Genomic DNA, 26,782 nt, shown 5'->3' on the forward strand with positions numbered 1-26,782 from the left:
GGAGGGACATGGCCTACTTCTTCGCCTTGTCGATCACAGCCTGGACGGCTGTGTTCAGGGCGTCCAGCCCGTCGGACACGGATTCCTTGCCGGTCCAGATGTTGCGTCGGTGCTCGGACTCCACGTCCTGCCACGATGACATCGAGACCGACTTGGGGTAGCTCTTGGCCGTCTTCGAGGCATCCAGGAACACCTGCAGGTCGAACTGCGGGTAGGACTTCAGCCACGCATCCTGCGTTCCGGCGTAGGCGGGGATGGCGTTGCCGGCCTCCGCCTGGATCCGGGCTCCGTCCTCGCCTGCCACGAAGGCGACGAACTTCTTCGCCTCGTCGAGGTTCTTGCTCTTGGCGTTCACGCCCACCCCCACCGAGTTGAGCACGGTGATGCTGCCCGCGGGGCCCGCCGGGACCGGTGCGACATCGATGTTCTTCGCCTCGGCGCTCATCGCGAAGGTCTTGGCGTTGGAGTTCTGGGTCCAGTACATCGCGATCTTGCCCGAGCCGAACGAGTCGGACGGCGGGGTGTCCGTCATCTGCTGCAGCGTCGGGGAGGTGCCGTCGTCGATGAAGGACTTCAGGAAGCTGACGCCCTCCTTCGCCTGGGGGAGTTGTAGGCCGCGTCGCCGGCGTCGTCGATGACGGTCCCGCCCGCGCTGTAGATGGCCGGGTACCAGTTCTGTTGGGTGGCCGAGCTCGCGGCGAATCCCTTGACGTCCCCCTTCGACAGCGTCTTGGCGTCCTGCTGCATCTGTGCCCAGGTGTAGCCGGGGCCCGGAGCCTTCAGGCCGGCCTCCTCGAAGAGCCGCTTGTTGTACCACATGGCGACCGTGTCGAAGTCCTTGGGCAGGGCGTACTGCTTGCCCTGGTAGTTGAACATGCTGGTGGACGACTCGGGATACGGCGAGAGGTCCACCCCGTCGAGCGGGGCCAACTGGTTCTCGGATGCGTACAGGCCGAAGTAGATGCCCGTGAACCACATCACGTCGGGCCCGTTGCCGGCCGAGACCGTGGTGCGCATCTTGTCCCAGTAGTTGTCCCAGGGGGTGAGTTGGACCTGCACCGTGACGCCGGGGTTCTTCGCCTCGTAGGCGGTCGCGATCTGCTTCATCGCGGGCTCCTGGAGATCGTCCCAGATGGCGAACGTGAGGGTCTTGTGCCCGGCCGGGCCGCCGGCCGGCGTGGCGCACCCCGCCCCGGTGACGGCCAGGGCGGCGGCCAGGAGGGCCGCGGCCACATGTTTGGTGAATTTCATCTCGAGTCCCATCGATCAGAGGGTCCGACGATTCATCTTTGAATCGTTGTGAGTGGTGACTTAATCGATTAAATATCTATTTTCCGGGATGCTAACCCTCGTGCGAGTTATGGAGCAAGACCCATCGTGATCTCGTTTCGGCAACGGGCCGGGTCTGGGCCGATGCGGCTCCGGTGGGCGCCGAGGTGGTGGTGAATCCGCTTGTCAAGCAGCCACGGCGGTGCACCGCGGCGGAAGCGGTTGCTCACGCTGGGCGACTCGCCGCGGCGGCCGAGCCGCGAGGAATTGTTCGGTGCTAGACCCAATCCTTGGATTTGAAAACCAGGTAGAGCGCGACGCTGCCGACGGCGATGAGGGCCACCGACAGCCACAATCCCAGGGGCTCACTGAAGCCCGGGTAGGGCACGTTCTGACCGAACCAGCCCGTGATCGCGGTCGGCACGGCGATGATCGCGGCCCAGCCGGCCAGCTTCTTCATCACGGTGTTCAGCCGCTCGTCGCTGAGCGCCAAGTTGGTCTCGAACGCGGAGCTCACCAGGTCGCGCAGCGACTCGGTCCACTCCGCGGCGCGCAGGACGTGGTCGTACAGGTCGTCGAACCACGGCCGCAGCGCCGGGGCGTCGGTGGTCTGGTCGCGCAGCAGGCCGCTCACGACCTCGCGCATCGGCAGGACGATCCGGCGCAGCGTCACGAGTTCCTTGCGGACGTCGAAGAGCGTCCGCGCGAACGGCGTCCCGGCCTGCCGGTTGTCGAACAGCTGGGACTCGAGCTCCTCGACGCGCTCGTCCAGGGTCTCGATCCAGGCGAACTGGTCGTCGACGACGGCGTCCAGCAGGCCGTGCACGAGTGCGCCGGAGCCCGCGTCGAGCAGTTCGGGATCCTCCTCCCAGCGGCGCACGATCTCGGTCATGTCGAAGGCGTCGTTGCGCCGGATCGTGATGAGCGCCGCGGGCATCACCCACCCGGACAGCCGGCTCAGCGCGAGATGCTCGGCGGTCGACTGCCCCGGGAGCACCGCGTACACGGTGAAGAACAGGTGGGTGTCGTGCCGGATCAGCTTGGGCCGCTCCTTGGGGCCCAGCGCGTCCTCGACCGCCGTGGCGGGCAGGCCGAGCTGGCTCGCGAACGTGGACAACCCGGCGGCGGTGGGGGCCACGATGTCGACCCACACCAGGACGTCGGGGTCGTGCGCGATGTCGACCACGTCCTCCAGCGGCACGTGCTCGTGCAGCAGCCGCCCGTCGCGCCAGGCGCGGCAGCTCACCTGGGTGGCGTCGGCGTCGGGCTGGACGGCGTCCTCGTGCAGTTCCATGCGCCCATGATGGCCCGAGGACCGGCGCCGCGCCGCCCTCGACCGGTGGGACGCGTGGGCGCCTTTCGGCGGGACGCGGGCGGGCCAATACGGTGTCACCATGAGCTTTCGACCCCGACTGGTGGCCCTGGACGTCGACGGCACGCTCGTGGACGAGACGAACATCGTCCGCGCGGACGTGCGGGCGGCGATCCAGCGCGTGCTGGACGCCGGCGTCCCGGTGCTGCTGTCGACCGGACGCAGCTGGGCGTCCGCGCTGACGGTGCTGGAGCAGTTGCCCGACCTGAACGCCGAGCACGTGTGCTCCAACGGGGCGGTCACGGTCCGCTACCCGCCCTTCGAGGTGGTCGACATGCTGACGTTCGACCCGCGCCCCGTGGCGGAGCTGATCCGCCGCGAAGTGCCGGACGCCCTGCTGGCGGTGGAGGTGATCGGGCAGGGCTACCAGGTGACGGGCGAGTTCCCGCCCGGCGAACTGCACGGCGTCATCGAGGTGGTCGACGTCGAGGAGATGATCGGCCGCGACGTCACCCGGATCATCGTGCGCGACCCGAACGCCGGCGAGGACGAGTTCATCGCGCTGGCGGAGCGGCTCGGCCTGGAGGGCGTCAGCTACTCGATCGGCTACACCGCGTGGCTCGACATCGCGCCCAAGGGCGTGGACAAGGCACACGGGCTCGCGCGGGTGTGCGCCCGGGCGGGCATCGACGCCGCCGACGTGCTGGCGCTGGGCGACGGGCGCAACGACGTCCAGATGCTCGAGTGGGCGGGCCGCGGCGTCGCGATGGCGAACGCGCCCCGCGAGGTGCTCGACCTCGCCGACGCCGTCACCGGCAGCGTCGAGGACGGCGGCCTGATCGACGAACTCGACCGCTGGTTCGCCGTCCGCTGACCTCGCGGCGCACCGCTCAGGGGCGACCTCCCGGGGCATGCTGGCCGGGACCTGTCGTTCTGGTGCCCCGAGCGCTCGAGCCCGCCTGCATCGCCCCTCGTCGGCGGGTTCGGGCGCGCGACTGGGGGCACGAGAACGACACGCCGGCCGCAGGCCGCGCCGCCCGCGATCGCCAGCAGCGTCCCGGCGCCGAGGGCCCGCGCACTGACGCCGCGCGGGCGCGGCGGGGTGACCCGGACGCGGCGGCGGTGCAGGCTGGGGGCATGCAGCCGTACGCGCGGGAGCCGGAGTACCTCACCGAGCTCGCCGACGGGACCGTGAAGCAGCTCAACCCGTTCACCGGCACCGAGGTGTGGACGGTGCCCGGGCGCGGCAACCGGCCCCTGGGCATCGCCCACCCCGACCCGCACCCCCTCGACCCGGCGCGGGAGGGCGCGCACTGCTCGTTCTGCGAGAAGCGTTACGCCGAGACCCCGCCCGAGAAGTCCCGGATCGTCGCCACCCCGCACGGCCACGAGACGCTCTACGGCGTCCCGGCCGCCCGCATGAACGACACCGTCGCCGAGTTCCGCCGCGTCCCGAACCTGTTCGAGATCCTCAGCTACGAGTACTGGCACGCCAACTACGGCTACACCCTGCCGGTGCGGGTCGCCGAGCGGCGGCGCGCCTACCTGGAGTCGCCCGAGGGTCGCGCGCACGTCCTGGCGGTGATCGGCACGAAGCTGCGCGCATCGGGACACGACCCGGCCGACATCGCCGCGATGAGCGAGGAGGACCGCATCGAGGCCGCATCCGGGTTCTTCGGCGGCGGCCACGACCTGATCATCGCCCGCCGTCACTACGTGCCCGGCGCCCGCGACGACTCCCAGCTGGCCGGCTCGGGGACGCTCACGCCCGCCGAGCACCGCCTGTTCATCGACGCCACCGTGGATGCCGTCCAGGGGCTCTACGACCTCAACCGGTACGCGCGCTACGTCACCGTGTTCCAGAACTGGCTCAAGCCCGCGGGTGCGTCCTTCGACCACCTGCACAAGCAACTCGTCGCGATCGACGAGCGCGGCGTCCAGAACGAGGCGACGCTGGCGAAGCTGCGTGTCAACCCCAACCTGTTCAACGAGGTGGCGGCCAACTACGCGTCCTACCGGAACCTCATGATCGCCGAGAACGACCACGCGCTCGCGTTCGCCGGCTTCGGGCACCGCTACCCGACCATCGAGATCTACTCCAAGTCGGAGCACTCGTTCCCGTGGGAGCACACCCCGGCCGAGCGGCACGCGATGAGCGACATGATCCACGCCATGCACGCCGCGACCGGCGCGGACGTCCCCACCAACGAGGAGTGGCACTACCGGCCGCTGGACGTGGATCTTCCGATGCCGTGGCGGGTGATGCTGAAGTGGCGCGTCTCGACGCTGGCCGGTTTCGAGGGTGCGACGAAGATCTACCTCAATACGATCGCTCCCGTGACGCTGCGGGATCGGGTGGTGGACCGGTTGTTCGCGTTGCGCGCCGAGCACCGGATCGCCGAGGATCTCAAGCTCGCCTTCGAGGCACCGTGCCGCCCCAACTCGCTGCGGTACGCGGCCGGACGCCGCTGAACCAGGAGGACCGATGAGCCAGCCCGTTCCCTACCAGCAGCCCGAGGCCGTCTGGGCGCGCTTCTCCGCCGACCCGCGCACCTCGCCGGCGCTGCGCGCCTCGGACGCCGACCGCGACGTCGCCGTCGGGGTGCTGAACGCCGCCTTCGAGGACGGTCGCCTGGACACCCTGGAGCACGCCGAGCGGCTGGAGCGGGTGCTCGCGGCGAAGACCTTGGCGGACCTGCCGCCGCTGATCGCCGACGTGGTGGTCAGCGGGCCCGCCGCCGGACCCGCGCCCGCCCGCTCGTCCCACCGGCCGATGCGGCGGGTCCGGAACGCCGCCTTCGTCTGCTGGGTGGCCCTGGCGGCGCTGGTGAACGTCATCTGGGCGGCGACGTGGCTGCCGTCCGGCGGCGGCCCCGCGTACTACTGGCCGATCTGGTCGATGATCGGCACCTTCGTGCCGGTGCTGGTGTTCTTCCTGATCGACCTCATCCAGAGCGGCGGACGGCCGCATCCCGACCTCGGGCACGACACCGGCGGCCGGCGCGCGCTCGAGAGCGATCGACAGCGACGCGAGCGGCGCCGACCCGGCGACCGCTGACGGGAGGTAGTCTCCACACCGGCGACGTATCAGCGTCGCGCCAGGAGGACCATCATGACCCACCCCGTGCCCGTCGAGCCGCCCGGCGATCTCTGGTCGCGCTTCAGCGCGGACCCCCGGACCGCCCCGACGTTCCGCGCCTCGGACGCCGACCGCGACGTCGTGGTGGGCGCGCTCGCGTCCGCCTTCCAGGACGGCCGGCTCGACGCCGACGAGCACCAGTCCCGACTGGAGCGGGCGCTGTCGCTCAAGACCCTCGGGGACGTCGTCCCGCTCATCTCGGACGTGGCCCTGGCGCCCCGCGCCGAGCCCGCGCCGGCCCCGGTGGCCCGGCGTGAGGGGCGCGTGTCGAAGGACCTGCTGCGGAGTTGGGTGACGGTCGCGCTCATCACCAACATCATCTGGCTCGTCATCTCGGTGACGTCCGGTTTCGCGAACTACTACTGGCCGATCTGGCCCATGATCGGCCTCGGCATCCCGGTCGTGGTGAGCCTCATCTTCGGGAGCGGCTCGTCCGGACGCGACGAGCCCGACGCGATCGAGGGGCGCGACTCCGACCGCTGACGTCCCGGGTCTCCGCGTCGGCGCGGTGGACAGCCCTCGTGGAGCCGCCTGGGTGGCGCACCTGGGAAGCGGCTGTTTATTCCTGTCGGTGGCGCGGGCTAGTCTTTCCGCCCGTGGCAGTCATCCAGGCACGCGACCTGACCAAGAAGTACGGCGACTTCACCGCCGTGGACGGCATCTCCTTCGAGGTGGCGCCCGGGGAGTCGTTCGGCCTGCTCGGCCCCAACGGCGCCGGCAAGTCCACGACCATGCGCATGATCGGCGGCACGTCGCTGCGCACGTCGGGCGAACTGACGGTGCTGGGCCTGGACCCCGAGCAGCACGGCCCGCAGGTGCGGGCGTCGCTCGGCGTGGTGCCGCAGCAGGACTCGCTGGACGAGGAACTGCGCGCCCGCGACAACCTCATCGTGTACGGGCGCTACTTCGGGCTGCCGCGGGACTACCTGCAGCGCAAGGCCGACGAGCTGCTCGAGTTCGCCCAGCTCACCGACAAGGCCAAGGAGAAGGTGCAGGCGCTGTCGGGCGGCATGAAGCGCCGGCTCACCATCGCGCGCGGGCTGGTGAACGAGCCCCGCGTCCTGCTGCTGGACGAGCCGACCACAGGCCTGGACCCGCAGGCGCGGCACATCCTGTGGGACCGCCTGTTCCGTCTCAAGGAGCAGGGCGTGACGCTGGTCGTCACCACGCACTTCATGGACGAGGCCGAGCAGTTGTGCGACCGGCTGATCGTCATCGACCACGGCCGGATCGTGGCCGAGGGGTCGCCGCAGGCGCTGATCCGCAGCTACTCGACGCGGGAGGTCGTCGAGGTGCGGTTCGGGTCCAGCCGGAACGCGGCGATGGAGGCGGAGATGCGCCAGCTCGCCGAGCGCATCGAGGTGCTGCCCGACCGGATCCTGCTGTACGCGCACGACGGCGAGGGCCTGCTGGACGAGATCAACCGCCGCCAGCTCAACCCGCTGACGTCGCTCGTGCGGCGCTCATCGCTGGAGGACGTGTTCCTCCGGCTGACCGGGAGGAGCCTCATTGACTGAGCACCCCACCACGCATGCCGGCCCGCAGATCACCTTCAGCGGGCTCGACCACGCCGCCCTGGCCGACCGCACCCGCCGGTGGGGCTGGGTGCAGTACGCCGGCTACCGGGACGCCGCCGAGCGCCCGTTCCTCGGCACGACGCTGGCCGTCGCCCTCGGCAACCCGGTGCTGTACCTGGCCGCGATGGGGCTGGGGCTGGGCTCGATCGTGCAGCAGCCCGTCGACGGCGTCCCCTACCTGACGTTCGTCGCGCCGGGCCTGCTGGTCTCGACCGTCGTGTCGACGGGCGCCCAGTTCGGCACCTGGCCGATCTTCGGCGGCTTCAAGTGGCAGATGAACTACCTGGCCGCGCAGGCCACGCCGCTCGAGCCGAAGCAGATGGCCCAGGGCGAGGCGCTCGCCATCGGCGTCCGGCTGCTGGTGCAGGCCCTGCTGTTCTGGATGATCGGCTTCGCGTTCGGCGCGTGGCCCTCGCCGGGCTCCGTGGCGATGGTCCCGATCGCGATGCTCGCCGCCCTGGCCATGTTCACCCCGCTGATGGCGTACGCGGCGACGCTGCAGGAGGAGGGGCTGCAGTTCAACTTCGTGCAGCGACTGATCGTGATGCCGATGTTCCTGTTCGCCGGCACCTTCTTCCCGCTCGGCGCCATGCCGATCTACCTGCAGTGGATCGGCTGGGTCTCCCCGATGTGGCACGGGACGCAGCTCGCCCGCATGGTGGCGTTCGGGCTGGACGTGCCGCCCTGGCTGGCGGTCGTCCACGTCGTGTTCCTGGTGGGGTTGTTCCTCGGTGGGCTGTGGGCCGCCGGCCGCACCTTCACCCGGAGGCTGGTCCGATGAGCCTGGACGTGATGGCGCCGATCCGCGCCCGCCTGGCCGCCCGACCCACCTGGCTGGGGGCGCTGTACGCCGGCAACGCCCGCGCCGTGATCGAGCGCGGCTTCCGGGTGATCCGCAACGCCAACTGGGGCGTGATCGCCACGGGCTTCTTCGAGCCGGTGTTCTACCTGCTCGCGATGGGCGTCGGCATAGGCGCGCTCGTGGGGTCGGTGCCCGGCCCGGACGGCCGCCCGATCAGCTACGCGATGTACATCGCCCCGGCGCTGCTGGCGACGTCGGCCATGAACGGCGCGATCTACGACTCGGTCAACAACGTGTTCTTCAAGCTGCGCTACAGCAAGGTCTACGAGGGCATGCTGCAGACGTCGCTCGGCCCGATGGACGTCGCGATCGGCGAGATCTTCATGGCGCTGTTCCGCGGCCTGCTGTACGCGATCGGGTTCCTGGGCGTGTTGGCCGCCATGGGCCTGGTGACGAGCGCCTGGGCGCTGGCGATGATCCCGGTGGCGCTGCTGATCGCGCTCGGGTTCGCATCCATCGGCATGGCGGTGACGAGCTTCATGAAGGGCTTCCAGCAGCTCGACCTGGTCCCGATGGTGCTGCTGCCGATGTTCCTGTTCTCCGCGACCCTCTATCCGATCACGGTCTACCCCAGCCGATCCAGTGGGTGATCCAGGCGCTGCCGTTGTGGCACGGCGTCGAGCTGATGCGGCAGCTCTCGGTGGGGTTCTTCACGCCCGGGACGCTCGTGCACGTGGGCTACTTCGTCGTCATGAGCGTGCTGGGGATCGCCGCGGCGAGCCTGCGGCTCCGGGCGCTGTTCCTGCGCTGACGCCGCCCAGCGCGGAGGTCCGGACGCGGCGCGCCGTCGTCATCCCACGGCGGTATCCGCCGGCCCGATCTGGGCGGACGCGGCGGGCCGGCGGTTTGCCGTCCGGGGCGGACGCGGGCAGCGGGCTCTGGGCGCGAGGCTGATGCCTGTCCCGGTGGAACCTCCACCCCGAACGAAAGGCAGCATCATGGCGAGCAACCTCTTCAAGCGCACCGCGGCCGGCCTGCTCCTGGCGGGCAGCATCCTCGTCGCGGCACCCGCCATGGCGATGGCGGACACCATCGTCCACACGGGCACCAACTCCAACGGCAGCCACAACTACGTCAACGTGAACACCGGGTTCACCTTCACGAGTTCCACGTTCCTGGGCCACAAGTTCGAGACCTGCCAGAGGCCGCAGTGAGCCGGCCGGGGCGGCTCGTGGCGGCGGTCGCCACGGGTCTGATCCTCGCGGCGGGCCTCGCCGCGCCGGCCTCAGCGGCACCGTTGCGGGACCAGGGTCGGGCGCCCTGCGACCTCAGCGTCTGCACCCCCTTCCCGTGCCCCTACTTCGGCTGCGAGTGGCCTCGCCTGCCCTGGTAGTCCGCCCCCTCCGACGCCCCGTCACCTCCCCCGGTGACGGGGCGTCGGCGCGTCACGACCGGGGAGCCGGGCCGCGGAAGAAGCCCGTCCGCCAGGCGAGGGCGACCGCCGCCGCCCGGTCCCGGGAGCCGGTCTTCATGAGGATGCGGGCGACGTGGGTCTTGACCGTCGCCTCCGACAGCACCAGCGCGTCGCGGATCTCCTGGTTCGACAGCCCGTCGGCGACGAGCGTGAGGATCTCCTGCTCGCGCGGCGTCAGGACCGCCGTGATCGCGGTCGCGTCCCCCGCCCGGAGCGCGCGCTCGCGCAGCACGTCGATCACCGTGCCGGCCATGGCCGGGTCGATCCAGGCGCCGCCGCCGACCACGCGGTGGATCGCCTCCATGAGCTGACCGGGGGCCGCCTGCTTGAGCAGGTAGCCGCTCGCCCCCGCGCGCAGGGCGTCGTACATGAGCGTCTCGTCGGCGAACGTCGTCAGCGCCAGGACGCGGACGTCGGGGTGGCGCCGGATGATCTCCTCGGTCGCGCGGACGCCGTCCAGCACCGGCATCCGCAGGTCCATGAGGACCAGGTCGGGCGGGTCGGCGTCCACCCGGCGCAGCGCGTCGCGGCCGTCGGTCGCCACCCCGGCGACGCTCAGCCCGGGGGCCGCGTCCACCAGCATCTCCAGCCCGGCGGAGATGAGCGCCTCGTCGTCGACGATGAGGACGCGCAGCGGCGCGGCGGGATCGGTTCCGGTCATCGGGGCCTCCTCGTGGATTCTCACCCGGACGCCTCGGGCGGTGACTGCGGGCCGGTGACGGGTGCGGGGGTGGGCACGGGGAGCCGGGCGGTCGTGACGAACCGGTCGCCGTCGGGGCCGAACTCCAGACCGCCTCCGACGGCGGCGAGCCGCTCGGCCAGCCCGACCAGCCCCAGGCCGCCGGGCAGCCGCGGGGGAGCAGCGCCCCCGACGCCCGGGAGGACGCCGTGAGCGTGAGGTCCTCGCCCCAGGCGATGCCGAGGTCGATCTCCGCCCCGGCGCCCGCGTGCTTCATCGCGTTGGCCAGCGCCTCCTGTAGGAACCGGTGCGCGGCCAGGTCGAGGCTCCGGTCCAGGGGGCGGGGCGACCCCGAGCGCTCCACGGTCACGGTGAGCCCGTTCGCCCGGGCGTCGTCCACCAGGGCGTCCAGGTCGGCCAGCCCACCGAGGCGTTCGCCGCCGTCCGCCGTCTCCGCGGCGTCGGCGCTGCGGAGGGTGACCAGGAGCCGGTGCAGTTCCCGCAGCGCCTGGTGCGCCCCCTGCTCGATGCGGTCGAGTGCGGTGTCGACCCGGGGGCCGACCGGGTCGGTGCGCCCGCCGGCCGCCGCGGTCAGCGCGCGGGCGCCGCCGGCCTGCAGGACGATCCCGGCCAGCGAGTGCGCCACGATGTCGTGCAGGTCGCGGGCGACAGCGCGCCGCTCCGCGATCCGCGCGGCGTGCCGCGCCTCGGCGAGGCTCGCCTCCAGGTGGCGGACGCGCGTCGCGGACCGGGCGGCGGCCCGGCCGACCGCCCAGACGGCCGCCGCGACGCCCCACCACAGCGCCAGGACCGGAACGAGCCGATCGGCGGTGACCGGCCCCGTCCACGCGGTCGAGTTCCAGGCGTTGAGGCCCAGAGGCACCGCCGCGGCCGCGAGCGCGAGCAGCGCGGGCCCCCGCGCAGCCGTGCGGGCGAGGAGGAAGAGCCCCAGCAGCAGTCCCGTGAAGGGCTCCCACGCGGGGATCAACAGCGCGATGGCCGTCGACAGCGCGGCCGCGGCGCCGAAGCCGAGGGCCGGACGCACGGCTGCGGCCGCCCCCGCCACGACAGCCGCGAGCGCCGCCGCGACGAGGGCGGCGACCGGGGCGCTGCCGCCGGGACGCAGTCCCGCGGTCCCGTCCCACAGCGCACTCTCCAGCGCGAAGCCGCCCGCCGCGCAGAGGACCACGGCGGCGAGCGTGGCCCGCCCTAGCGGCACACCTGCAACCGCGGGAAGAGCAGGCACCAGAACGAGCGCGCGGGCATCCGCATGTCGGGGTCGCGTGGGTCGAGGGCGGCCGCGTCCAGTTCGAGCGCGAGCGTGACGAACGCGTCGTCGGCTCCCTGTCCCGCCCGGACCCCAGCGGCGGGCTCGCCCTCGATGCCGGGCTCGGGCAGGTGGACGGCCGTCACGGCGAACGCGCGGCGTCCGTCGGGCAGCGCGTGGCCGGCGTCCGGCTGGGTCAGGGCGTCGGGCACGGCGATCACCACGAGCGGAAGTGGGAGGGAGCGGGCGGTCGTGACCACCGCGTCCGGGGCGAGGGCGATCACGGGGCCGAGTTCGGCGCCGGGGGCCTGAGGGGTGCCTGTGTGCAGGACGACCCGGGGTGGGTTGCTCATGCCCCAGTGTGGCCCGGCAGGGGCGGGGGCGGAAGAGGTCCGGGCCCGCGCGCGGGGCGCGAGCCCGGACCAGGTGGGGTGCCGCGGGCGGCTGGATCAGATGTTCGCGCGGTCGGTGCGGGCGACGGCGCGGTCGAGCAGGTGCAGCCCGCGCTCGGAGAGGTCGCCCGCCGAACCGTCCCCGGTGATGCTCACCGAGACGAGCGAGCGGTCGACCTGCGTGGTCAGGACGACGGTGCCGTCCCAGCTCGCGACGAACGTGGTGCCGTCGAAGACGACCTGAGGGGTGTAGTTCGGGTAGTCCAGCGCCGCGTAGCGGCAGTAGCCGGTGTCGCTCACGACCTGGTCGAAGGCGTGGGCCGCGTCGCCCCACACGGTCACCACCTCGGTGACGCTGGTGCGCTGATCGGCGGTGAGCCAGTTCCACTGGCGGCCGCCCAAGGGGCGCGGCTCGGTGCCCTCGGCGCCGTTGCCGGTCACGTCGCAGTACTGCCCGACGGAGGCGGGCTGGTCGGGGTAGTTCCCCGTGTCCAGGGCGAGCGGGATGCGCTCGCCGAAGTCGCGCGGCGTCAGCGCCACGCGCTTGGGGACCGTCGGCGAGCCGTGGCGGCTCGGGGCGGCGTCGGCGGCGGGGGAGAACAGGGACGCGGTGAGCGCCGTGGCAAGGGTGGTGGCGATGAGCACTGCCTGTGTTGTCCTCTTCATACCGATCCAGACGAGCGGGGCGGCGGGGAGGTTGCGCGGAATCTGCGAGGGGGGTCTGGGATGCCGGGACGCCGCGTGACACCCTGGCTGCATGACCAGGCGACTTCCACCCCCGGTGTACGCGCTCGTCGCAGCGGGGTTGCAGTGGGCGATCTCCCGCCCCCACGCCCACGACGGCGAGCCCGGACGCCGCGTCACGCCGGCGTCCACCCTGGCCGCCCTCCCCGTGCTGGGCGCCGCCGGAGCCCTGGGGGTGACGGCCATCGCGGGGTTCACCCGGGCGGGGACGACGGTGGATCCGCTCGACGTCGACGGGGTGACCCGGCTCGTCGAGTCGGGCCCCAACCGGTTCACCCGCAACCCCATGTACCTTGCGCTCGCCGGCGGGCTCGTCGCGCACGCCGTCGCCCGCCGGTCCTGGGCCGCGCTGCTCCCGGTGGCCGCGTTCGTCGTGCTGCTGGACCGGACGCAGGTTCCGGTCGAGGAGGCGGCGCTGCGCGCCCGGTTCGGCGCCGACTACGACGACTACGTGCGGCGGGTGCCCCGCTGGATCGGGCCCGGCGGGGGCGAGAAGGGCGCCGGCTGAGCACACGTGCCGAGGCCCGACCCCGGCGATATTCGGGGCACGGGGACCCGGTGGGTGACGTCAGGCCGGACGCGTGCCCCGGGCGCGGAACGCCCGGACGCCGCGGCGTCCCAGCCGGAGCGAGACCAAGCCGACGCCGGCGAGGATCAGGCCGGTGGCGCCGGTGACGATCAGGCCGAGCTGCCAGCCCTGGCCGTCCATCACGAAGCCCACCACCGGCGGGGCCATGGCGCTGCCCAGCGTGCTGAAGGTGCCCTGCCAGCCGAACGCCTCGCCCCGGCTCGCCTCGGGGACCACCTCGCCCAGGCGTTCGGTGATCGCGGCGAGGCTGGGGGCGCAGAACAAGCCCGCCAGCCCCATCAGCAGGGTGAACGCCCACGGCGTCCAGCCCAGCGCGCCGAGCGCCGTGGTGACGCCCAGCCCGGCGATCAGCGGGGTCAGGCCGACCGAGCCGCGCGGCAGGCTGCCGAACAGCAGCCCGCCGATCAGCGAACCGCCGCCCCACACGATGATGACGACGGCCAGCATGACCGTGGAGTCCATGGCGCGGGTGGCGGCGACGATGCCCAGGTCGGTGCCCGACAGGGTGAACGCGACGGCGACGGTGGCCACGAAGACGGTGATGACCGGCCCGCTCAGCCACGAGCGGATGCCGCCCCGGCCGTCGACGGTGTCGGTGCGTCCCTCGCTCACCAGCGGCGGGTTGATGATCGTCAGGGCGACCGCCGCGGTGATGCTCAGCAGGGCGAGCAGCGTCAGCGTCCAGCCGGTGCTCCAGTTGACCGCGAGCAGGATGCCCAGCGTCGGCCCGCCCATGAACGCCATCTCGGTGACCACCGAGTCCAGCGCCAGCGCCGGACGCCGCAGCTCGCCCGGGACCGCCGCCAGGACCAGTTGGCGGGTGAGCACGAACCACGGCACCGCCAGCAGCCCCACGCCGGCCATCACGCCCAGCAGCGCCCAGTAGCCCAGGAACGGTGCGGCGACGAAGCCGATCGGAAGCAGGATCAGGCTGGGCAGCAGCGTCCGGCGCAGGCCGAGCGTGTCGAGCAGCCGGCCGCGCAGCGGGGACGCCACGGCGACCGCGATGGTGAACACTGCCGACAGGACGCCGGCGCTCGCGTAGCTCTGGCCCAGGTCGCCGACGACGTGCAGGGTCAGCACCACCATGACGCCGAACCAGGGCGCCTTGCCCAGCGCCCCGAGCAGCACAGCCTGGCGCACGGCCGGGTAGCGCCAGATCACGGCGTAGGAGCGGAAGTTCACCGACTCAGGCTAGTGCCGGACCATCTCCGAACCCCATTCGTTTCCCCCGGTTGCCAGCGGTGCGGCGGGCGCTCCGGAGCGGGCGGTACGGCTAGAAGGTGAGGACGATCTTGCCGATGTTCGAGCCGCCGGTGAGCTGCTCGTGGGCGGCGCGCACCTCGGCGAGCGGGAAGCGGGTCTGGTGCGCGGTCCGGATGTCCCCGGACGCGATCAGGGGCCAGATCTGCGACGCCACCCGCGCCACGATCGCCGCCTTCTCGGGCACCGGCCGGAAGCGCAGCGACGTCGCGGTCACCGTCGCGGACTTGGTCAGCAGGGCGTTGATGTTCAGTTCGCCCTTCACCCCGCCCTGCATCCCGATGATGACGAGGCGGCCCAGGCGGGCCAGGCTGCGGACATTCGAGCCGAGGTACTTGGCGCCCATGATGTCGAGGATGACGTCGGCGCCGTGGCCGTCGGTGGCCTCCTTGAGCTCGGCGACCCAGTCGTCGTGGTAATCCAGCGCGATGTCCGCGCCGAGCTCGCGGCACAGCGCCAGCTTCTCCGGCGACCCGGCCGTGGTCGCCACGCGGCAGCCCAGCGCCTTGGCGTACTGGATGGCGAACATCCCGATGCCGCCGGTGCCGCCGTGCACGAGCAGCGTCTCTCCCGGCTGCAGCCCCACGACGTCCATGTTCGAGACGACGGTGGCCGCGACCTCCATGATCCCGGCGGCCTCCACCAGGTCCACGCCGTCGGGCGGCGGCGCGACCTGCCCCGCGTCCACGACCACGAACTCGGCGTACCCGCCGCCGGCCAGCAGCGCCACACAGGGGTCGCCGACCGACCAGCCCGTGACGTCCTCGCCGACGGCGGCGACGTGCCCCGCCACCTCGAGTCCGATGATCGGGCTCTCGCCCGGGGGCGGCGGGTAGTGGCCCTGCCGCTGCAGCACGTCCGCCCGGTTGACCCCGGCGGCGACGACCTCGATCAGCAGCTGTCCGCGCCGCGGGGTGGGCGTCTCGACCTCTTCGACGGTGAGGACCTCGGGCCCTCCGGCTTCCTTCGTGACGACGGCTCGCATGCCCTCACCCTAGACGCGCGCCCGACGCGCGCGGGACGGCGTCGCCCATGTCCGGAAGGGGACGCCGCCGCTCGCTAGGATGTGGGCGATCGGGCGAGGTCGCATAGTGGACTAGTGCAGCCGCCTTGAAAGCGGCCGAGGTGCAAGCCTCCGTGGGTTCGAATCCCACCCTCGCCGCGTGTCCACTCAGGAGTTCGTGATCCGACCCCGGCCCGCCGTGCGGGCGTTCGCCCTGGCCGCAGCGGCCGCCCTGCTCGGGGCGCTCGCCCTCGTCGGCGGGTCCGCCTGGGGGTGGGGCGTGGTCGGGACGACGGTCGGGATCGTGCTGATGCTCGGCGGGCTGGGGCTGGCGATCCTCGCGGTGGTCTCGGCCCGGCGTCAGGCGGTCACCGTCTCGTTCGACGACGAGGGGTTCCGCGTCGCCTCGGCCGGCGAGCCGACCCACACCGGAACCTGGTCGGCCGTGACGCGCGTGACCGGCGCGCCCGGACGCCTCACGCTGCACGAGGGCGACGAGCGGCGCACTCACCTGATCGCGCCGCGGGGGTCGGACGCCGACCTGGACGCCATCGGCGAGGCGATCGGCCACCACCTCGACGCCGACCGCGGCTACACGGCGTTCGAGGGCTGAGCGTTCCCGCGCATCACTGCGGGTTGTAGGCGCACTCGTCGACGACCGACGCGGGGGTCGCGGGGGCGTTCGGGTCAGCTGTGGGCGGCGCGGACGGGGCGTCCGTCGCGGGCGCGGCGGGCGTGCCCTCGGGGGCCGGCGCCGAGGTCTGCGGCTCGGGTGCCGGCGGGTTGATCGCGGCCAGGACGCGGGCGCGGGCGGCGTCCCAATCGGGCTTGACGGTGCTGAAGCCGTCCTTGTCGTTCTCGAACGAGACGCTCGTCATGGTGCCGTCCTTGACGCGCAGCGACAGCGCGAGCAGGGCGGGCGCCTTGCTGGTGGGGGCGTCGGTGGCGACAATGTTGCGTCCGGCCTTCGACAGCGCCTCGTAGTTGGCCAGCACCGTGGTCGGGTTCGCCTGCTTCACCACGGCCTGCACCACGCAGCGCTGCCGGGCCATCCGGTCGTAGTCGCCGGACGCGGAGCCGTAGCGGCCGCGGGCGAACCACAGCGCGTCCATGCCGTTGAGGCGCTGGTCGGGGCCTGGAGGCAGCCAGCGGTCCGGCGGCACGTTCCCGGTGGTCTTGCCGCCGACCGGCACCGGCGCGTTGATGTTGACGGTGATGCCGCCCAGGGCGTTGATGAACTCGATGAAGCCGTCCATGTTGATCATGGCGTAGTAGTCCACGGGCAGGCCCAGCGCGGCACCGACCCCCTCCTTGAGGGCGTACGCGCCGGGGTCCTCCACGCCGGCAGGGATGGCCTCCGGGCTCTGGACGGGCACGTTGTGGTAGATCGCGTTGAGGAAGTACTCGGCGTCGTTCTGCATCCCGTTGGTGAAGCCGTTGGGCCAGCGCTTGGCCAGCGGCGACCCCTGCGGGAACGGGATCCGCTGGGTCTGGCGGGGCAGGCTGAACAGGACGGTGTCGCCGCTGCGGGTGTCGATGGAGGCGAGGATCACCGTGTCGGTGCGCGCGCCCACGGCGTCCGCGCGATTCTGGCCGGAGTCGCCGCCGAGGATCAGCACGTTGAGCCGCGGCTTGTTGGCCCACGGGTCGCCCGCGGTGCCGAAGTCGTCGCCCTCGGACGGCCCGCCGGCGGCCTCGCCGAAGATGCCGGTGAGCATGGTGGAGGTGTCGTAGAGGGTGCGGGCGCCCACGATGCTGGGTAGGAGCACGACCGCCGAGAGGACGGCCACGGCGAGTCCGCCGACGGCGCGCTGCCAGCCGCGGGGTTCGCGGGGCCGCAGCGCCAGGTGGGTCGCGGCGATGCTGGTCGCCCACAGGACGCCGAAGATCGCCAGCGCGAGGGCGCCGAGGGTGAGGACCGCCGGGCTCGCGGCCGCGGCCAGCACGGCCGCCGGCGAGGTGAGCGTGACGGCGACGCCCGCGATCGCCAGGACGAGGAAGATGCCCAGGAACGCCAGGCCGACCTTTTTGAAACGGGTGCGGGTCAGGCCCAGTCCCGGCAGCACGGTGCCGGCGGTGGCCCAGCCGAGGGACGCCGCGAACGAGCGGCCCGGTTCGGACGCGGGTGCGACGCGACGCGGCTCGAGGTCGGGATCCAGCATCCGCGCGGGCCGGCCGGAGGACGCGCGGCCGTGTCGGGCCGTTGCGCGGGAGTCGACCGCTGGACGGGACGCCGGCGCGACCCGGCTGGCCGCGGCGCGTCCGGGACGGGCTGCGCGCGAGGTCGCGGCGGCGCTGCGGGATCCTGCGGCGCTGCGGGACCCGGCGGCGCGGGAGGGGCGTCGTGCCGGGGCGTCCCGGTCGGCCCGGGCGCTGCGGCCGCGGACGGGGGTGCTGCCGCGTTCGGCGGGGGAGGCGGCCCTGCGCGGGCCGGCGGCGCGCTCGGCGCGCGCCTCGGCCGTGCGGAGCGACGTGGCTTCTGCCGACCGGGTGGGGCGGGCCGCCGAGGTCCGCGGAGGACGCGCGTACGCCCTGGACGCCGCAGCGCCCGCGTCGTCTTCCGCCGATCGGCGCATGCGGTGTACCTCTTCACCTCGGGTGCCGGTCCAGTCTACGTCGGCGCTCCGGCGCTTTTGCTGACGGGGGAGGACGACCGGTAGGCTCTCTGCTTGGCTGAGGAGGTGTCGCCTAGTCCGGTCTATGGCGCCCGCCTGCTAAGCGGGTTTGGGGGTTAACCCCATCGCGGGTTCAAATCCCGCCACCTCCGCCACCTGGCAACAGGATGCAACGCCACTCGGGTTCCCCGGGTGGCGTTCGTCATGTTCAGGGCCTTGTGGTGCCCAACTCTGTGGCCGGACGGCGGGCACGGCGGGTGGCCCCGCGTCCCTTGGCCGTGATCGGTGAGACGCCCGCGAACGAGGCTGTCCCTCGATAGCATCGCGCCAGGTCGGGGCGGTCGAACGCCGTCGTCGGGGCCGCGAGGGGGTGGCCTTCGATCCATCCGGGCGATCGCGTGGGCGGGGGGTTGGCAATGACGGCGAGGTCGGTGCCCGAGCGTCCGGTGTTCGTGACGACATCCGAAAAAGAGGTGTGGCGGCTGCTGGTCGACCAGCTCCCCGACGGGTGCGTGGTGCTGGCCAACCTTCGGGTGTGCGGCGAGGAGCGCGACCACGAGGCGGACCTGGTCTGCCTGATGCCGGGCAACGGGATCGTCGTGGTCGAGGTCAAGGGCAACCGCGTCTGGGTCGAGGACGACCAGTGGTACCAGAAGTGGGGCGGCTCGTCCCGGTGGATCGACCCCGTCGACCAGGCCGCCCGCACGATGTACGCGCTGCGCGACTACGCGGAGGGCGACTTCCGGCACGGTGGGCCGCGGCTGTGCTGGAGCCGCCACGTGGTCCTCGCGCACACCGCCCTTGAGCAGGACTTCGCCATGCCCGAATGCCCGCGCTGGCAGATCAGCGGCAGCAACGACCTGGGCGACCTCGGTGCCCGGATCTGGGAGACCACCGCGTCGCACCGGCCGTTCGGCCGGATCCCGGACGCCGACGACGTCGACGCGCTGCAGGAGATCCTGACCGGCCGCTACCTGCCGTCCCGCGACGTGGTGACCGAGGCGGAGGACCGCGCGCTCGAGGCGGACCGGCTGACCGCCGAGCAGGCGATGCTGCTCCAGGTGACGCGGCTGCTGAACCGCGTCGAGATCCGCGGCGGCGCCGGGTCGGGCAAGACCGTGCTGGCGATCCGGCAGGCGTCCGACCTGGCGTCGGGACGGCTGACCGGGGAGCGCCGACGCGTCGCCGTGGTCTGTTACTCGATCGGGCTGAGCCGCCACCTGCGGCGGCACCTGTTGCGCGGCACCAAGGCCGACCGGCCCGTGTTCGTGGGCACGTTCGAGGAGTTCGGCAACCGCTTCGGCGTCCGCAGCCCCGGGCGCGAGGAGAGCGAGCGGTGGGAGCACGACTTCCCGGCGGAGGTCGCCGAGCGGGTCTCCACGCTCGACGAGGCGGACCGCTTCGACGCGATCGTGGTGGACGAGGCGCAGGACTTCGCCGACCACTGGTGGCCGGCGCTGCTGCTGGCGCTCAAGGACGAGGAGGCCGGCGGGCTGTACGCCTACTCCGATGAGCGGCAGCGCATCTTCCCGCGCTTCGGCCGGCCGCCGATCCAGTTCGTCCCGCTGGTGCTCGACCACAACCTGCGCAACACCCGGCAGATCGCCGAGGCGTTCCTGCCGCTGGCCCCCACCGGCATGGACATCCGCGGCGGCGACGGGCCCGAGGTGACCTTCGTCGCGGCGCCCACCGCGGAGGCTCTGGACGCCGCGGACGACCAGGTCGACACCCTGTTCGACGAGGGCTGGCGCCCGGTCGACATCGCGCTGATCACGATGGGCAAGCGGCACCCGGTGCAGGAGGAGCGGCAGGCGTCCCTGGGGCAGGACGGCTACTGGCGCAGCTTCTGGTCCGAGGACGACATCTTCTACGGCCACGTCCTGGGCTTCAAGGGGATGGAGCGCCCGGCCGTGGTCCTGTGCGTGAACGAGGACGGCGACCGCGACCGCTCCGCGGAGCGCTTCTACGTCGGGTTGTCCCGCGCCACCGACCGGCTCATCGTCGTGGGCGACCCCGCCGTCGTCCGCCGGATCGCCGGCGCCGACGTCGCCCGCCGACTGGGCCTGTAGGACGCCGCTTCCCGGGGGTGTCAGCCGTTCGACGTCGCCTGCCCGTGGCGGTGCGCGCGGGCGTTCACGACACCCCGGTGTTGGTCGCCAGCCGCCCTCGTTCGCGTCGAGTCGCCCGCGTTTGGGACGAGTCGCCCGCGTCTGCGACGAGTCGCCCGCGCTTGTGACGAGTCGCCTGCGTTTGCGACGAGATGCCCCCGTTCGGTGCAGACGCCCACGTAGGAACGGGGGCGTCTGACGCAAAAGGGGGCGTCTGACGCAATAGGGGGCGTCTGGGACGGGCTCCGACGCGCGGAGCCACTACCGCGTATCTGACGAGCCCTGCTCCGCGTCGAGTCGCCGGCGTTTGCGTCGAGTCGCCCGCGTTTGCGACGAGACGCCCGCGCTTGCGACGAGACGCCCGCGCTTGCGACGGGCCGCCCGCGTTTGCGTCGAGACGCCCCCGTTCGGTGCAGACGCCCACGTAGGAACGGGGGCGTCTGACGCAAGAGGGGGCGTCTGGAACAAGCTGTGACGGGCGGAGCCTCTATCGCGCGTGCGGAAGTGCCCACGGGGGCGCCGGGCGTGGCTGCGATCCAGTCGACTCGGGAGCAGAGCGTCCCCGGCGTTCCGTGCGAGAAGCGTGCGCACGCATCGGACGCCGACGCGTCCGGCTCCCGTTGTGTGGCAGGCACGCGAGCGTGCCGCGCGGGAAGACGACGAACCGCCCCGGCGGGGGCCGGGGCGGTCAGTCAAGGGGACGGGTCAGCGGGCGGCGTTGATGCGCTCGCGCAGGGTTTCGAGCTGGTGGTGCAGGCGCGGGGGCACCTTGTCGCCGAACTGCGCGAAGTACTCCTCGGTGAGGTCCGCCTCGGTCGACCAGGCGTCCGGATCGAGGTGGAAGATCGCCTCCACGGTGGCGTCGTCCAGGTCGAGACCCTCCAGGTTGAGGTCCTCGGGCAGCGGCAGGTGGCCGGAGATGCCGTCGCGGGACTCGACCTCGCCCATCACCCGGCGCAGCGCCCACTCGAGCGGGCGGATGTTGTCGCCGAAGCCCGGCCACAGGAAGCCGCCGTCGGCGTCCTTGCGGAACCAGTTCACCTGGAACACCTTCGGCGCCTTGTCGCCCAGCGTCCGGCCCATCTCGAGCCAGTGCGCCCAGTAGTCGGCCATGTTGTAGCCGCAGAACGGCAGCATCGCGAAGGGGTCGCGGCGCAGCGCGCCGACCGAACCCTCGGCGGCGGCCGTCTGCTCCGAGGAGACCGTGGCGCCCATGAAGACGCCGTGCTCCCAGTCGTAGGACTCCGAGATCAGCGGCACGTTGGACGCGCGCCGCCCGCCGAACAGGATGATGTCGAGGGGGACGCCGGCCGGGTCGTCCCAGTTCGGGGCGATGGTGGCGGCCTGCTCGGCGGCCACGGTGAACCGGGAGTTCGGGTGGGCGGCGGGCGTGCCGGACTCCGGGGTCCAGTCCTGGCCGGTCCAGTCGATCAGGTGGTCGGGCGCCTGCTTGGTGAGGCCCTCCCACCACACGTCGCCGTCGTCGGTCAGGGCGACGTTGGTGAAGATCACGTCGTGATCCAGGGCCGCGAGGGCGATCGGGTTGGTCTTGGCCGAGGTGCCCGGTGCGACGCCGAAGAAGCCGGCCTCCGGGTTGATGGCGTACAGCCGGCCATCCTCGCCGGGACGCATCCACGCGATGTCGTCGCCGATCGTCTCGACGGTGTAGCCGGGGATCGTCGGCTGCAGCATCGCCAGGTTGGTCTTGCCGCAGGCGCTCGGGAAGGCGGCGGCCAGGTAGAAGACGCGGCCGTCGGCGTCCCGGGTGATCTTGAGGATCAGCATGTGCTCGGCCATCGTGCCCTCCTCGCGCGACAGCACGGACGCGATGCGCAGGGCGAAGCACTTCTTGCCCAGCAGGGCGTTGCCGCCGTAGCCGGAGCCGAAGGACCAGATCTCGTGGGACTCGGGGAAGTGCGTGATGTACTTCTCGTCGTTCGCGGGCCACGCGACGTCGTCGCGGGGGGTGCCCGCGGCGTCCACGAGGGGGTAGCCGACCGAATGGACGGCCTTGACCCACGGCTGCCCGTCGGCGATCTCCTGCAGGGCCGAGGAGCCCATCCGGGTCATGATCCGCATGTTCAGCACCACGTAGGGGCTGTCGGTGATCTCGACGCCGAGGCGGGAGATGGGGCTGCCGAGGGGGCCCATCGAGAACGGGATGACGTAGAGGGTGCGGCCGCGCATGCTGCCGTCGAAGAGGCCGTGGAGCGTCTGCTTCATCTCGGCCGGGTCGGCCCAGTTGTTGGTCGGGCCGGCGTCCTCGGGGGACGTGCTGCAGATGAAGGTGCGCGACTCCACGCGCGCCACGTCGGACGGGGTCGAACGGGCGAGGTAGGAGCCGGGTCGCAACTCGGGGTTGAGCGGGATCAGCGAGCCCTGGTCGACCATCAACTGGGTGATGGCGGCGCGCTCCTCGTCGGAGCCGGTGACCCACTCGATGCGCTCGGGCTGGGTCAGCGCCGCGACCTCGTCCACCCAGGCGACGAGGTCGGAGGGGGCGTTCGTGGGGGCGTTGTTCGGGATGGTCTGAACGGTCATTCGCTACTCCTTTTGCGTGTCGCCGACCCGTCCACACTGACGGGTCCGGCCTGACCTGATCGCTGCAACCATCCTGCCAAACTCGTGAATCTCCTCCAAATCCGAGCTTCCTGTGCCTAAACTACGGCGCCCACAGTTCGGGGGTGAAGATCATTGTGTGCCGACGACCAATAATCCGGACGCCGCGCGGGCTGCGCCGCGGGGGATCGGTTTCCCGCCGAGCGGACGCAGGGGCCGCGTCGGCGTGGTGCTGGGGGCCAGGGCGCAGGGTGGTGCCGGGGACTCCCGGGCGCAGGGTGGTGCTGGGTGCCCAGCGCTCCCCGTTGATGCCGCAGCCGGCCGGACGCGGCGGGCGGGCCCGCGGCGTCCATGCTCCGTCCTGCCTCGCGGATGACGTGGGCGCCGCCCATCAGGGCAACAAGGCGCCCTCGTGGGGAGCCTCGGTTTTGTGCCGGAGGGGTGAGGGGGCTAGAGTAAATGACCGGTCACCGACCGATGCGCTCGTAGCTTAACGGATAGAGCAGCTGACTACGGATCAGCAGGTTGGGGGTTCGAATCCCTCCGAGCGCGCCACATTACGAAGGCCCCGCCACCAGCACGGTGGCGGGGCCTTCGTCGTCAGGGCGTGTGGCGCAAAGCGCGGTCGCGACGGGTGTCCGTGACGAGCCGCCTGGGCCGCCGTCGCGTCCGGTGCGCAGCGGGATGCCCAGGCCCGAAGCGACCGCCGCATTGCGTCCCCATCACTCCCTGGCGCGACGATTGAGTCTTGAATGCTCCCCAATACTTCTCCTTCACTTCGGAGGTGCGCCGCTTCGGGCGGTGCTTCCACGGACGAAGGAGTCGACATGGGTCTCTCACCGCAGGTCAGCCGCCGGACGTTGCTCACCGGGGTCGCCGCCGCTGCCGTCATCGGGCACGCCACGCTCGGATCTGGGGTGCTGACGGCGCGCGCCGCCCCCATCTCGGAGCTGGAGGCGATCGGCCTGGCGCTCCGCCCGCCGGTCTACCTCCTCGAGACCGCGGTGCCGGCGAACTTCGCCGTGGACCGCGGGGCGCTGTCCATCACGGGCGACCGCGCCAAGGTCGGGGAGGCGAGCCTCAAGTGGGAGCACGGGCCGGCGTCCCGGCTGCGGATCAGCGGCCCGATCGGCTGGGAGCCCGCCCCCTACAAGGCGGGCGACGATCAGGCGTGGATGGGCAAGGTGCCGACCTTCGCGATGTGGGTCTACAACGACGCCCCCTCGGCCGAGCCGCTCGTGGTCGAGTTCGGACGCGGCACGCGCGTGGACACCCGGTTCACGTTCAACCTCGACTTCACCGGCTGGCGCACCATGTGGGTGCGCTACGGCTACGACACCGAGGGCAAGCCGCGCCCCGACATGGACACCATCACCTTCTCGGCGCCCGCCCGCACCGGGACGCTGTACCTGGACCAGATCATCGTGAGCACGCCGATGCGTCCCGACCACCCCACGCCCGACCACCAGGTACCGAAGGTGCAGCCCGAGATCGACCTGGCCGACAACTACCACTGGCTGGCGCTCAACGCGTTCGAGCAGGACCTGGCGCGCCGGGGCCTCCCCACGCCGGTCATCACCGACGCGCTGCGCCGCGACCTGGCGACGATCAAGGAGCGTCAGCTCGCCCAGAACCAGGGCGGCCCCAAGCCGACCGCCGCGCTGCTGGCGCAGTACACCGCCGACGTCGAGGCGCTGGGGGTGCCCGACCTCGCGACCCGCGACGGCCGCCTCGTGCCCGCGCGTCCGGGCGCCTTCGTCGACGGCTACCAGACGGCGATCTTCCCCGCGGAGCTGAGCGCCGGCGTCCGGGCGGGCGTGAAGCCGCTGCGCACCTACACCGACAAGATGTTCCAGATCGCCCGCGCCCACGAGCAGGCCCGGCGGCTCGGGCTGCCGCAGGCCGACGCGCTGGGCCGGCTGTGGCTGCGCTGCCACGTCCACCTGCGCGACCAGGGGTTCGCCGCCGGCAGCGCGCAGGGCACCATCCACCACATCGGCTACCAGCACCGCGGCTGGTGGGACTCGCTCGTGCTGGTGCGTCCGCTCCTGGAGCAGAACGGGCTGTGGGAGCAGGCCCGCGCGGACCTCGCCTGGTTCGTCGGCCTCGGCCGCCTGCTGCAGGACTTCGAGAACCCCGACCACTACGGCGGGCTGGTCGACGTCCTCAACACGCTGCTGCTCGGCCTGGTCACCGCCGCCGTGCTGATGCCCACCGAGCAGGAGCAGATCACCGCGCTCAACGCCGTCCGCGAGTGGTGCGACCGGGCGATCACCCACTCCCCGGGCGTCCAGGGCGGCTTCAAGCCCGACGGGTCGATGTTCCACCACATGGGGATGTTCCCCGACTACGGCCGCGACGGCCTGATCGGCTCGGCGCCCGTGATCGCGCTGCTCGCCGGCACGTCCTACCAGCTGGGCTCCCGAGCGCGCGAGATCGTCCGCAAGGCGCTCCTGACGCTGCGCGCCCACGCCAACACCACCCAGTGGCCGCTGCCTCTGTCCGGACGCAACCCCGGCGGCGTCACCCAGTTGCAGGTCAACACCTTCGGCATCCTCGCCAACGCGCCGCTGCCCGACGGCAGCCCGCTGGACGCCGACGTCGGCCGGGCCTACCTGCGGCTGCTACCCGCCGCCCCCACCGCGGCGCAGAAGGCGCTCGCCGCGCCGCTGCAGGCGGCCGGCCTGGTCGCCGAGCCCGCGCCGGAGGGCCACTGGAGCATCAACTACGGCGTGGTCGGGTTGCACCGGCGCGGGGAGTGGCTGGCCACCATCCGCGGCCACAACCGCTACCACTGGGCGACCGAGATCTACGACGGCGCCAACATGTACGGCCGCTACAACTCCTACTGCTCGATCTGGCTGCAGTCGCGCCGGTCGTCCGAGGGGCCCATCACCAACCAGGCGAACGGGTACGCGCAGCCGGGCTGGGACTGGAACCGTTGGCCGGGCACCACGACGCGGCAACTCCCGTTCGACGAGCTCAAGGCCGACCTGACCGGGACGATCGAGCAGATGGTGCTGTCGGAGTCGGCGTTCGCCGGCTCGGGTTCGCTGGAGGGACGCCACGGCGTCTTCGGCATGGACCTGCGCGAGCACCCGTTCTTCGACCCGTCGCACCGGGCGCGGACGTCGGTGTTCTGCTTCGACGACCGGCTGGTGGTGCTGGGCTCCGACATCCACAACGACGACCGCCGCCACGTCACGCAGACCACCCTGTTCCAGGATCTGCTGATCGCCGGGCTCGACACGACCTGGGACTCCGCCCACGGCACCGCCTCGGGTGCGGTCGAGCGCGTCGAGACGCTGGCCGACGCCCGCGTCCTCGTGGACGCCGTCGGCCACGGCTACTACGTGCCGGCCGGGCAGCGGCTGGTCCAGCAGCGCCGCACCGTCGAGGCACCCGACCAGACCGGCACCAAGTCCGCCGCGGTGCCCAGCGCGGTCGCGGTGCTCGACCACGGCTCCGCGCCGCGGGGTGCGGGTTACGAGTACGCGATCCTCGTCGAGGCCGGACAGGCCGGCGCGGCCGCGTTCGCCGCGTCCATGCGCGGGGAGCGTCCGGCGTACACGGTGCTCCGCAAGGACGCCGCCGCGCACATCGTCGCCGACCGGGCCACCGGCGTCACGGGGTACGTGCTGTTCGAGAAGGGCCAGCAGTTCCCCGGCCCGGTGCGCGGGGTGAGCCGGCCCTGCCTGGTGCTGACGCGGGAGGAGGGCGACGAGCTGATCGTGTCTGTGACCGACCCGGATCTGCACCTCTACGAGGGGCGGGATCCCGACCAGTACGAGCGCGGCCGCTACACCGGCCGGATGACGTCGTACTCGCGTCCGTGGCGCAACAGCCCCAGCAAGGCGTCCACGGTGATGGTGAAGCTGCGGGACGGCTGGCGCGTGGTGTCGGGGCCGGGCAACGGGAACAGCAGCGGCAATCTGAAGGTGACCTGCGTCGACGGCCGCCCGGTGGAGTTCCGCCTCCGCCGCGCCTGAC

General features: G+C 72.2%; 23 protein-coding genes, 3 tRNA genes and 1 pseudogene. 16 read left to right on the plus strand and 11 right to left on the minus strand.

Annotated features, from left to right (window positions below; all coding sequences use genetic code 11):
- Positions 1-13: 13 nt before the first annotated feature.
- The 3 genes from G7070_RS19245 to G7070_RS09350 all read right to left on the minus strand — a co-directional run bounded on the left by G7070_RS19245 (position 14) and on the right by G7070_RS09350 (position 2,563).
- Positions 14-532, minus strand: a complete 519-nt coding sequence (locus G7070_RS19245) for an extracellular solute-binding protein (RefSeq protein WP_166233511.1) — start codon at positions 530-532, stop codon at positions 14-16.
- Between the two features lie 41 nt (positions 533-573).
- Positions 574-1,251, minus strand: coding sequence for an ABC transporter substrate-binding protein (locus tag G7070_RS19250; protein WP_166233512.1), 678 nt, complete (start codon positions 1,249-1,251; stop codon positions 574-576).
- A gap of 295 nt (positions 1,252-1,546) precedes the next feature.
- On the minus strand, positions 1,547-2,563 hold the full coding sequence (locus G7070_RS09350) for a magnesium transporter CorA family protein (RefSeq protein WP_166233513.1): 1,017 nt from the start codon (positions 2,561-2,563) through the stop codon (positions 1,547-1,549).
- Between the two features lie 100 nt (positions 2,564-2,663).
- On the opposite strand from G7070_RS09350, the gene G7070_RS09355 reads away from it, so the two are divergent.
- The 9 genes from G7070_RS09355 (at position 2,664) to G7070_RS09390 (ending at position 9,313) form a co-directional block, all read left to right on the plus strand.
- Complete coding sequence (locus G7070_RS09355) at positions 2,664-3,455, plus strand: HAD family hydrolase (RefSeq protein WP_166233514.1); 792 nt, start codon at positions 2,664-2,666, stop codon at positions 3,453-3,455.
- 263 nt (positions 3,456-3,718) lie between these two features.
- Positions 3,719-5,053 carry a DUF4921 family protein gene (locus G7070_RS09360; protein WP_166233515.1) on the plus strand — a complete coding sequence of 445 codons (1,335 nt, stop codon included), beginning with the start codon at positions 3,719-3,721 and terminating at the stop codon, positions 5,051-5,053.
- A 13-nt stretch (positions 5,054-5,066) separates the two neighbouring features.
- Positions 5,067-5,639, plus strand: coding sequence for a DUF1707 SHOCT-like domain-containing protein (locus G7070_RS09365; protein ID WP_206079698.1), 573 nt, complete (start codon positions 5,067-5,069; stop codon positions 5,637-5,639).
- Between the two features lie 54 nt (positions 5,640-5,693).
- Positions 5,694-6,203 (plus strand): DUF1707 SHOCT-like domain-containing protein, encoded by a 510-nt coding sequence (locus tag G7070_RS09370; protein ID WP_166233516.1) that lies wholly within the window; start codon positions 5,694-5,696, stop codon positions 6,201-6,203.
- A gap of 113 nt (positions 6,204-6,316) precedes the next feature.
- The gene (locus G7070_RS09375; protein WP_206079699.1) at positions 6,317-7,237 is read left to right on the plus strand and encodes an ABC transporter ATP-binding protein; all 921 of its coding nucleotides are present in this window, start codon (positions 6,317-6,319) and stop codon (positions 7,235-7,237) included.
- A complete protein-coding gene (locus G7070_RS09380; RefSeq protein WP_166233518.1) occupies positions 7,230-8,078 on the plus strand; it encodes an ABC transporter permease in 849 nt (282 codons plus the stop codon). The genes G7070_RS09375 and G7070_RS09380 overlap by 8 nt, the downstream gene beginning before the upstream one ends.
- Positions 8,075-8,749 carry an ABC transporter permease gene (locus G7070_RS09385; RefSeq protein WP_206079700.1) on the plus strand — a complete coding sequence of 225 codons (675 nt, stop codon included), beginning with the start codon at positions 8,075-8,077 and terminating at the stop codon, positions 8,747-8,749. The genes G7070_RS09380 and G7070_RS09385 overlap by 4 nt, the downstream gene beginning before the upstream one ends.
- Positions 8,746-8,910 (plus strand): hypothetical protein, encoded by a 165-nt coding sequence (locus G7070_RS17755; protein WP_206079701.1) that lies wholly within the window; start codon positions 8,746-8,748, stop codon positions 8,908-8,910. The genes G7070_RS09385 and G7070_RS17755 overlap by 4 nt, the downstream gene beginning before the upstream one ends.
- A gap of 187 nt (positions 8,911-9,097) precedes the next feature.
- Complete coding sequence (locus G7070_RS09390; protein WP_166233519.1) at positions 9,098-9,313, plus strand: hypothetical protein; 216 nt, start codon at positions 9,098-9,100, stop codon at positions 9,311-9,313.
- Between the two features lie 231 nt (positions 9,314-9,544).
- On the opposite strand, the gene G7070_RS09395 is transcribed toward G7070_RS09390, so the two are convergent.
- The 4 genes and pseudogenes from G7070_RS09395 to G7070_RS17770 form a co-directional block, all read right to left on the minus strand.
- Entirely contained in the window at positions 9,545-10,234 is a 690-nt protein-coding gene (locus G7070_RS09395; protein ID WP_166233520.1) for a response regulator, read from the minus strand.
- Positions 10,235-10,775: 541 nt separating this feature from the next.
- Positions 10,776-11,498 (minus strand): annotated as a pseudogene (locus G7070_RS19900) (histidine kinase); the annotation flags it as partial.
- On the minus strand, positions 11,462-11,872 hold the full coding sequence (locus G7070_RS17765) for a hypothetical protein (protein ID WP_206079703.1): 411 nt from the start codon (positions 11,870-11,872) through the stop codon (positions 11,462-11,464). The gene G7070_RS17765 and the pseudogene G7070_RS19900, both read right to left, overlap by 37 nt.
- Before the next feature lie 96 nt (positions 11,873-11,968).
- Entirely contained in the window at positions 11,969-12,577 is a 609-nt protein-coding gene (locus tag G7070_RS17770; protein WP_206079704.1) for a hypothetical protein, read from the minus strand.
- A 91-nt stretch (positions 12,578-12,668) separates the two neighbouring features.
- Between G7070_RS17770 and G7070_RS09405 the strand changes: the two genes are divergently transcribed.
- Positions 12,669-13,163 carry a methyltransferase family protein gene (locus tag G7070_RS09405; RefSeq protein WP_166233521.1) on the plus strand — a complete coding sequence of 165 codons (495 nt, stop codon included), beginning with the start codon at positions 12,669-12,671 and terminating at the stop codon, positions 13,161-13,163.
- Positions 13,164-13,223: 60 nt separating this feature from the next.
- On the opposite strand, the gene G7070_RS09410 is transcribed toward G7070_RS09405, so the two are convergent.
- A complete protein-coding gene (locus G7070_RS09410; RefSeq protein ID WP_166233522.1) occupies positions 13,224-14,429 on the minus strand; it encodes an MFS transporter in 1,206 nt (401 codons plus the stop codon).
- A 91-nt stretch (positions 14,430-14,520) separates the two neighbouring features.
- The gene (locus tag G7070_RS09415) at positions 14,521-15,492 is read right to left on the minus strand and encodes an NAD(P)H-quinone oxidoreductase (RefSeq protein WP_166233523.1); all 972 of its coding nucleotides are present in this window, start codon (positions 15,490-15,492) and stop codon (positions 14,521-14,523) included.
- 92 nt (positions 15,493-15,584) lie between these two features.
- Between G7070_RS09415 and G7070_RS09420 the strand changes: the two genes are divergently transcribed.
- Positions 15,585-15,669: transfer RNA gene (locus G7070_RS09420), tRNA-Ser, on the plus strand.
- A gap of 1 nt (position 15,670) precedes the next feature.
- Complete coding sequence (locus tag G7070_RS09425) at positions 15,671-16,123, plus strand: hypothetical protein (RefSeq protein ID WP_166233524.1); 453 nt, start codon at positions 15,671-15,673, stop codon at positions 16,121-16,123.
- A 13-nt stretch (positions 16,124-16,136) separates the two neighbouring features.
- Here G7070_RS09425 and G7070_RS09430 read toward each other — a convergent pair whose 3' ends face one another.
- A complete protein-coding gene (locus G7070_RS09430; RefSeq protein WP_166233525.1) occupies positions 16,137-17,672 on the minus strand; it encodes an LCP family protein in 1,536 nt (511 codons plus the stop codon).
- Positions 17,673-18,187: 515 nt separating this feature from the next.
- Here G7070_RS09430 and G7070_RS09435 point away from each other — a divergent pair.
- Together G7070_RS09435 and G7070_RS09440 are read left to right on the plus strand one after the other, a co-directional pair.
- Positions 18,188-18,280, plus strand: a tRNA-Ser gene (locus tag G7070_RS09435).
- A gap of 297 nt (positions 18,281-18,577) precedes the next feature.
- On the plus strand, positions 18,578-20,194 hold the full coding sequence (locus G7070_RS09440; protein ID WP_246226984.1) for a nuclease-related domain-containing DEAD/DEAH box helicase: 1,617 nt from the start codon (positions 18,578-18,580) through the stop codon (positions 20,192-20,194).
- Between the two features lie 744 nt (positions 20,195-20,938).
- Here G7070_RS09440 and G7070_RS09445 read toward each other — a convergent pair.
- Positions 20,939-22,774 (minus strand): phosphoenolpyruvate carboxykinase (GTP), encoded by a 1,836-nt coding sequence (locus G7070_RS09445; RefSeq protein WP_166233527.1) that lies wholly within the window; start codon positions 22,772-22,774, stop codon positions 20,939-20,941.
- A gap of 497 nt (positions 22,775-23,271) precedes the next feature.
- Here G7070_RS09445 and G7070_RS09450 point away from each other — a divergent pair.
- Together G7070_RS09450 and G7070_RS09455 are read left to right on the plus strand one after the other, a co-directional pair.
- Positions 23,272-23,347, plus strand: a tRNA-Arg gene (locus tag G7070_RS09450).
- Between the two features lie 272 nt (positions 23,348-23,619).
- A complete protein-coding gene (locus G7070_RS09455; protein WP_166233528.1) occupies positions 23,620-26,781 on the plus strand; it encodes a chondroitinase family polysaccharide lyase in 3,162 nt (1,053 codons plus the stop codon).
- Position 26,782: the final 1 nt, after the last annotated feature.

This window comes from Propioniciclava coleopterorum (assembly GCF_011393335.1).
In the GTDB taxonomy this organism is placed as follows: Bacteria; Actinomycetota; Actinomycetes; order Propionibacteriales; family Propionibacteriaceae; genus Propioniciclava; species Propioniciclava coleopterorum.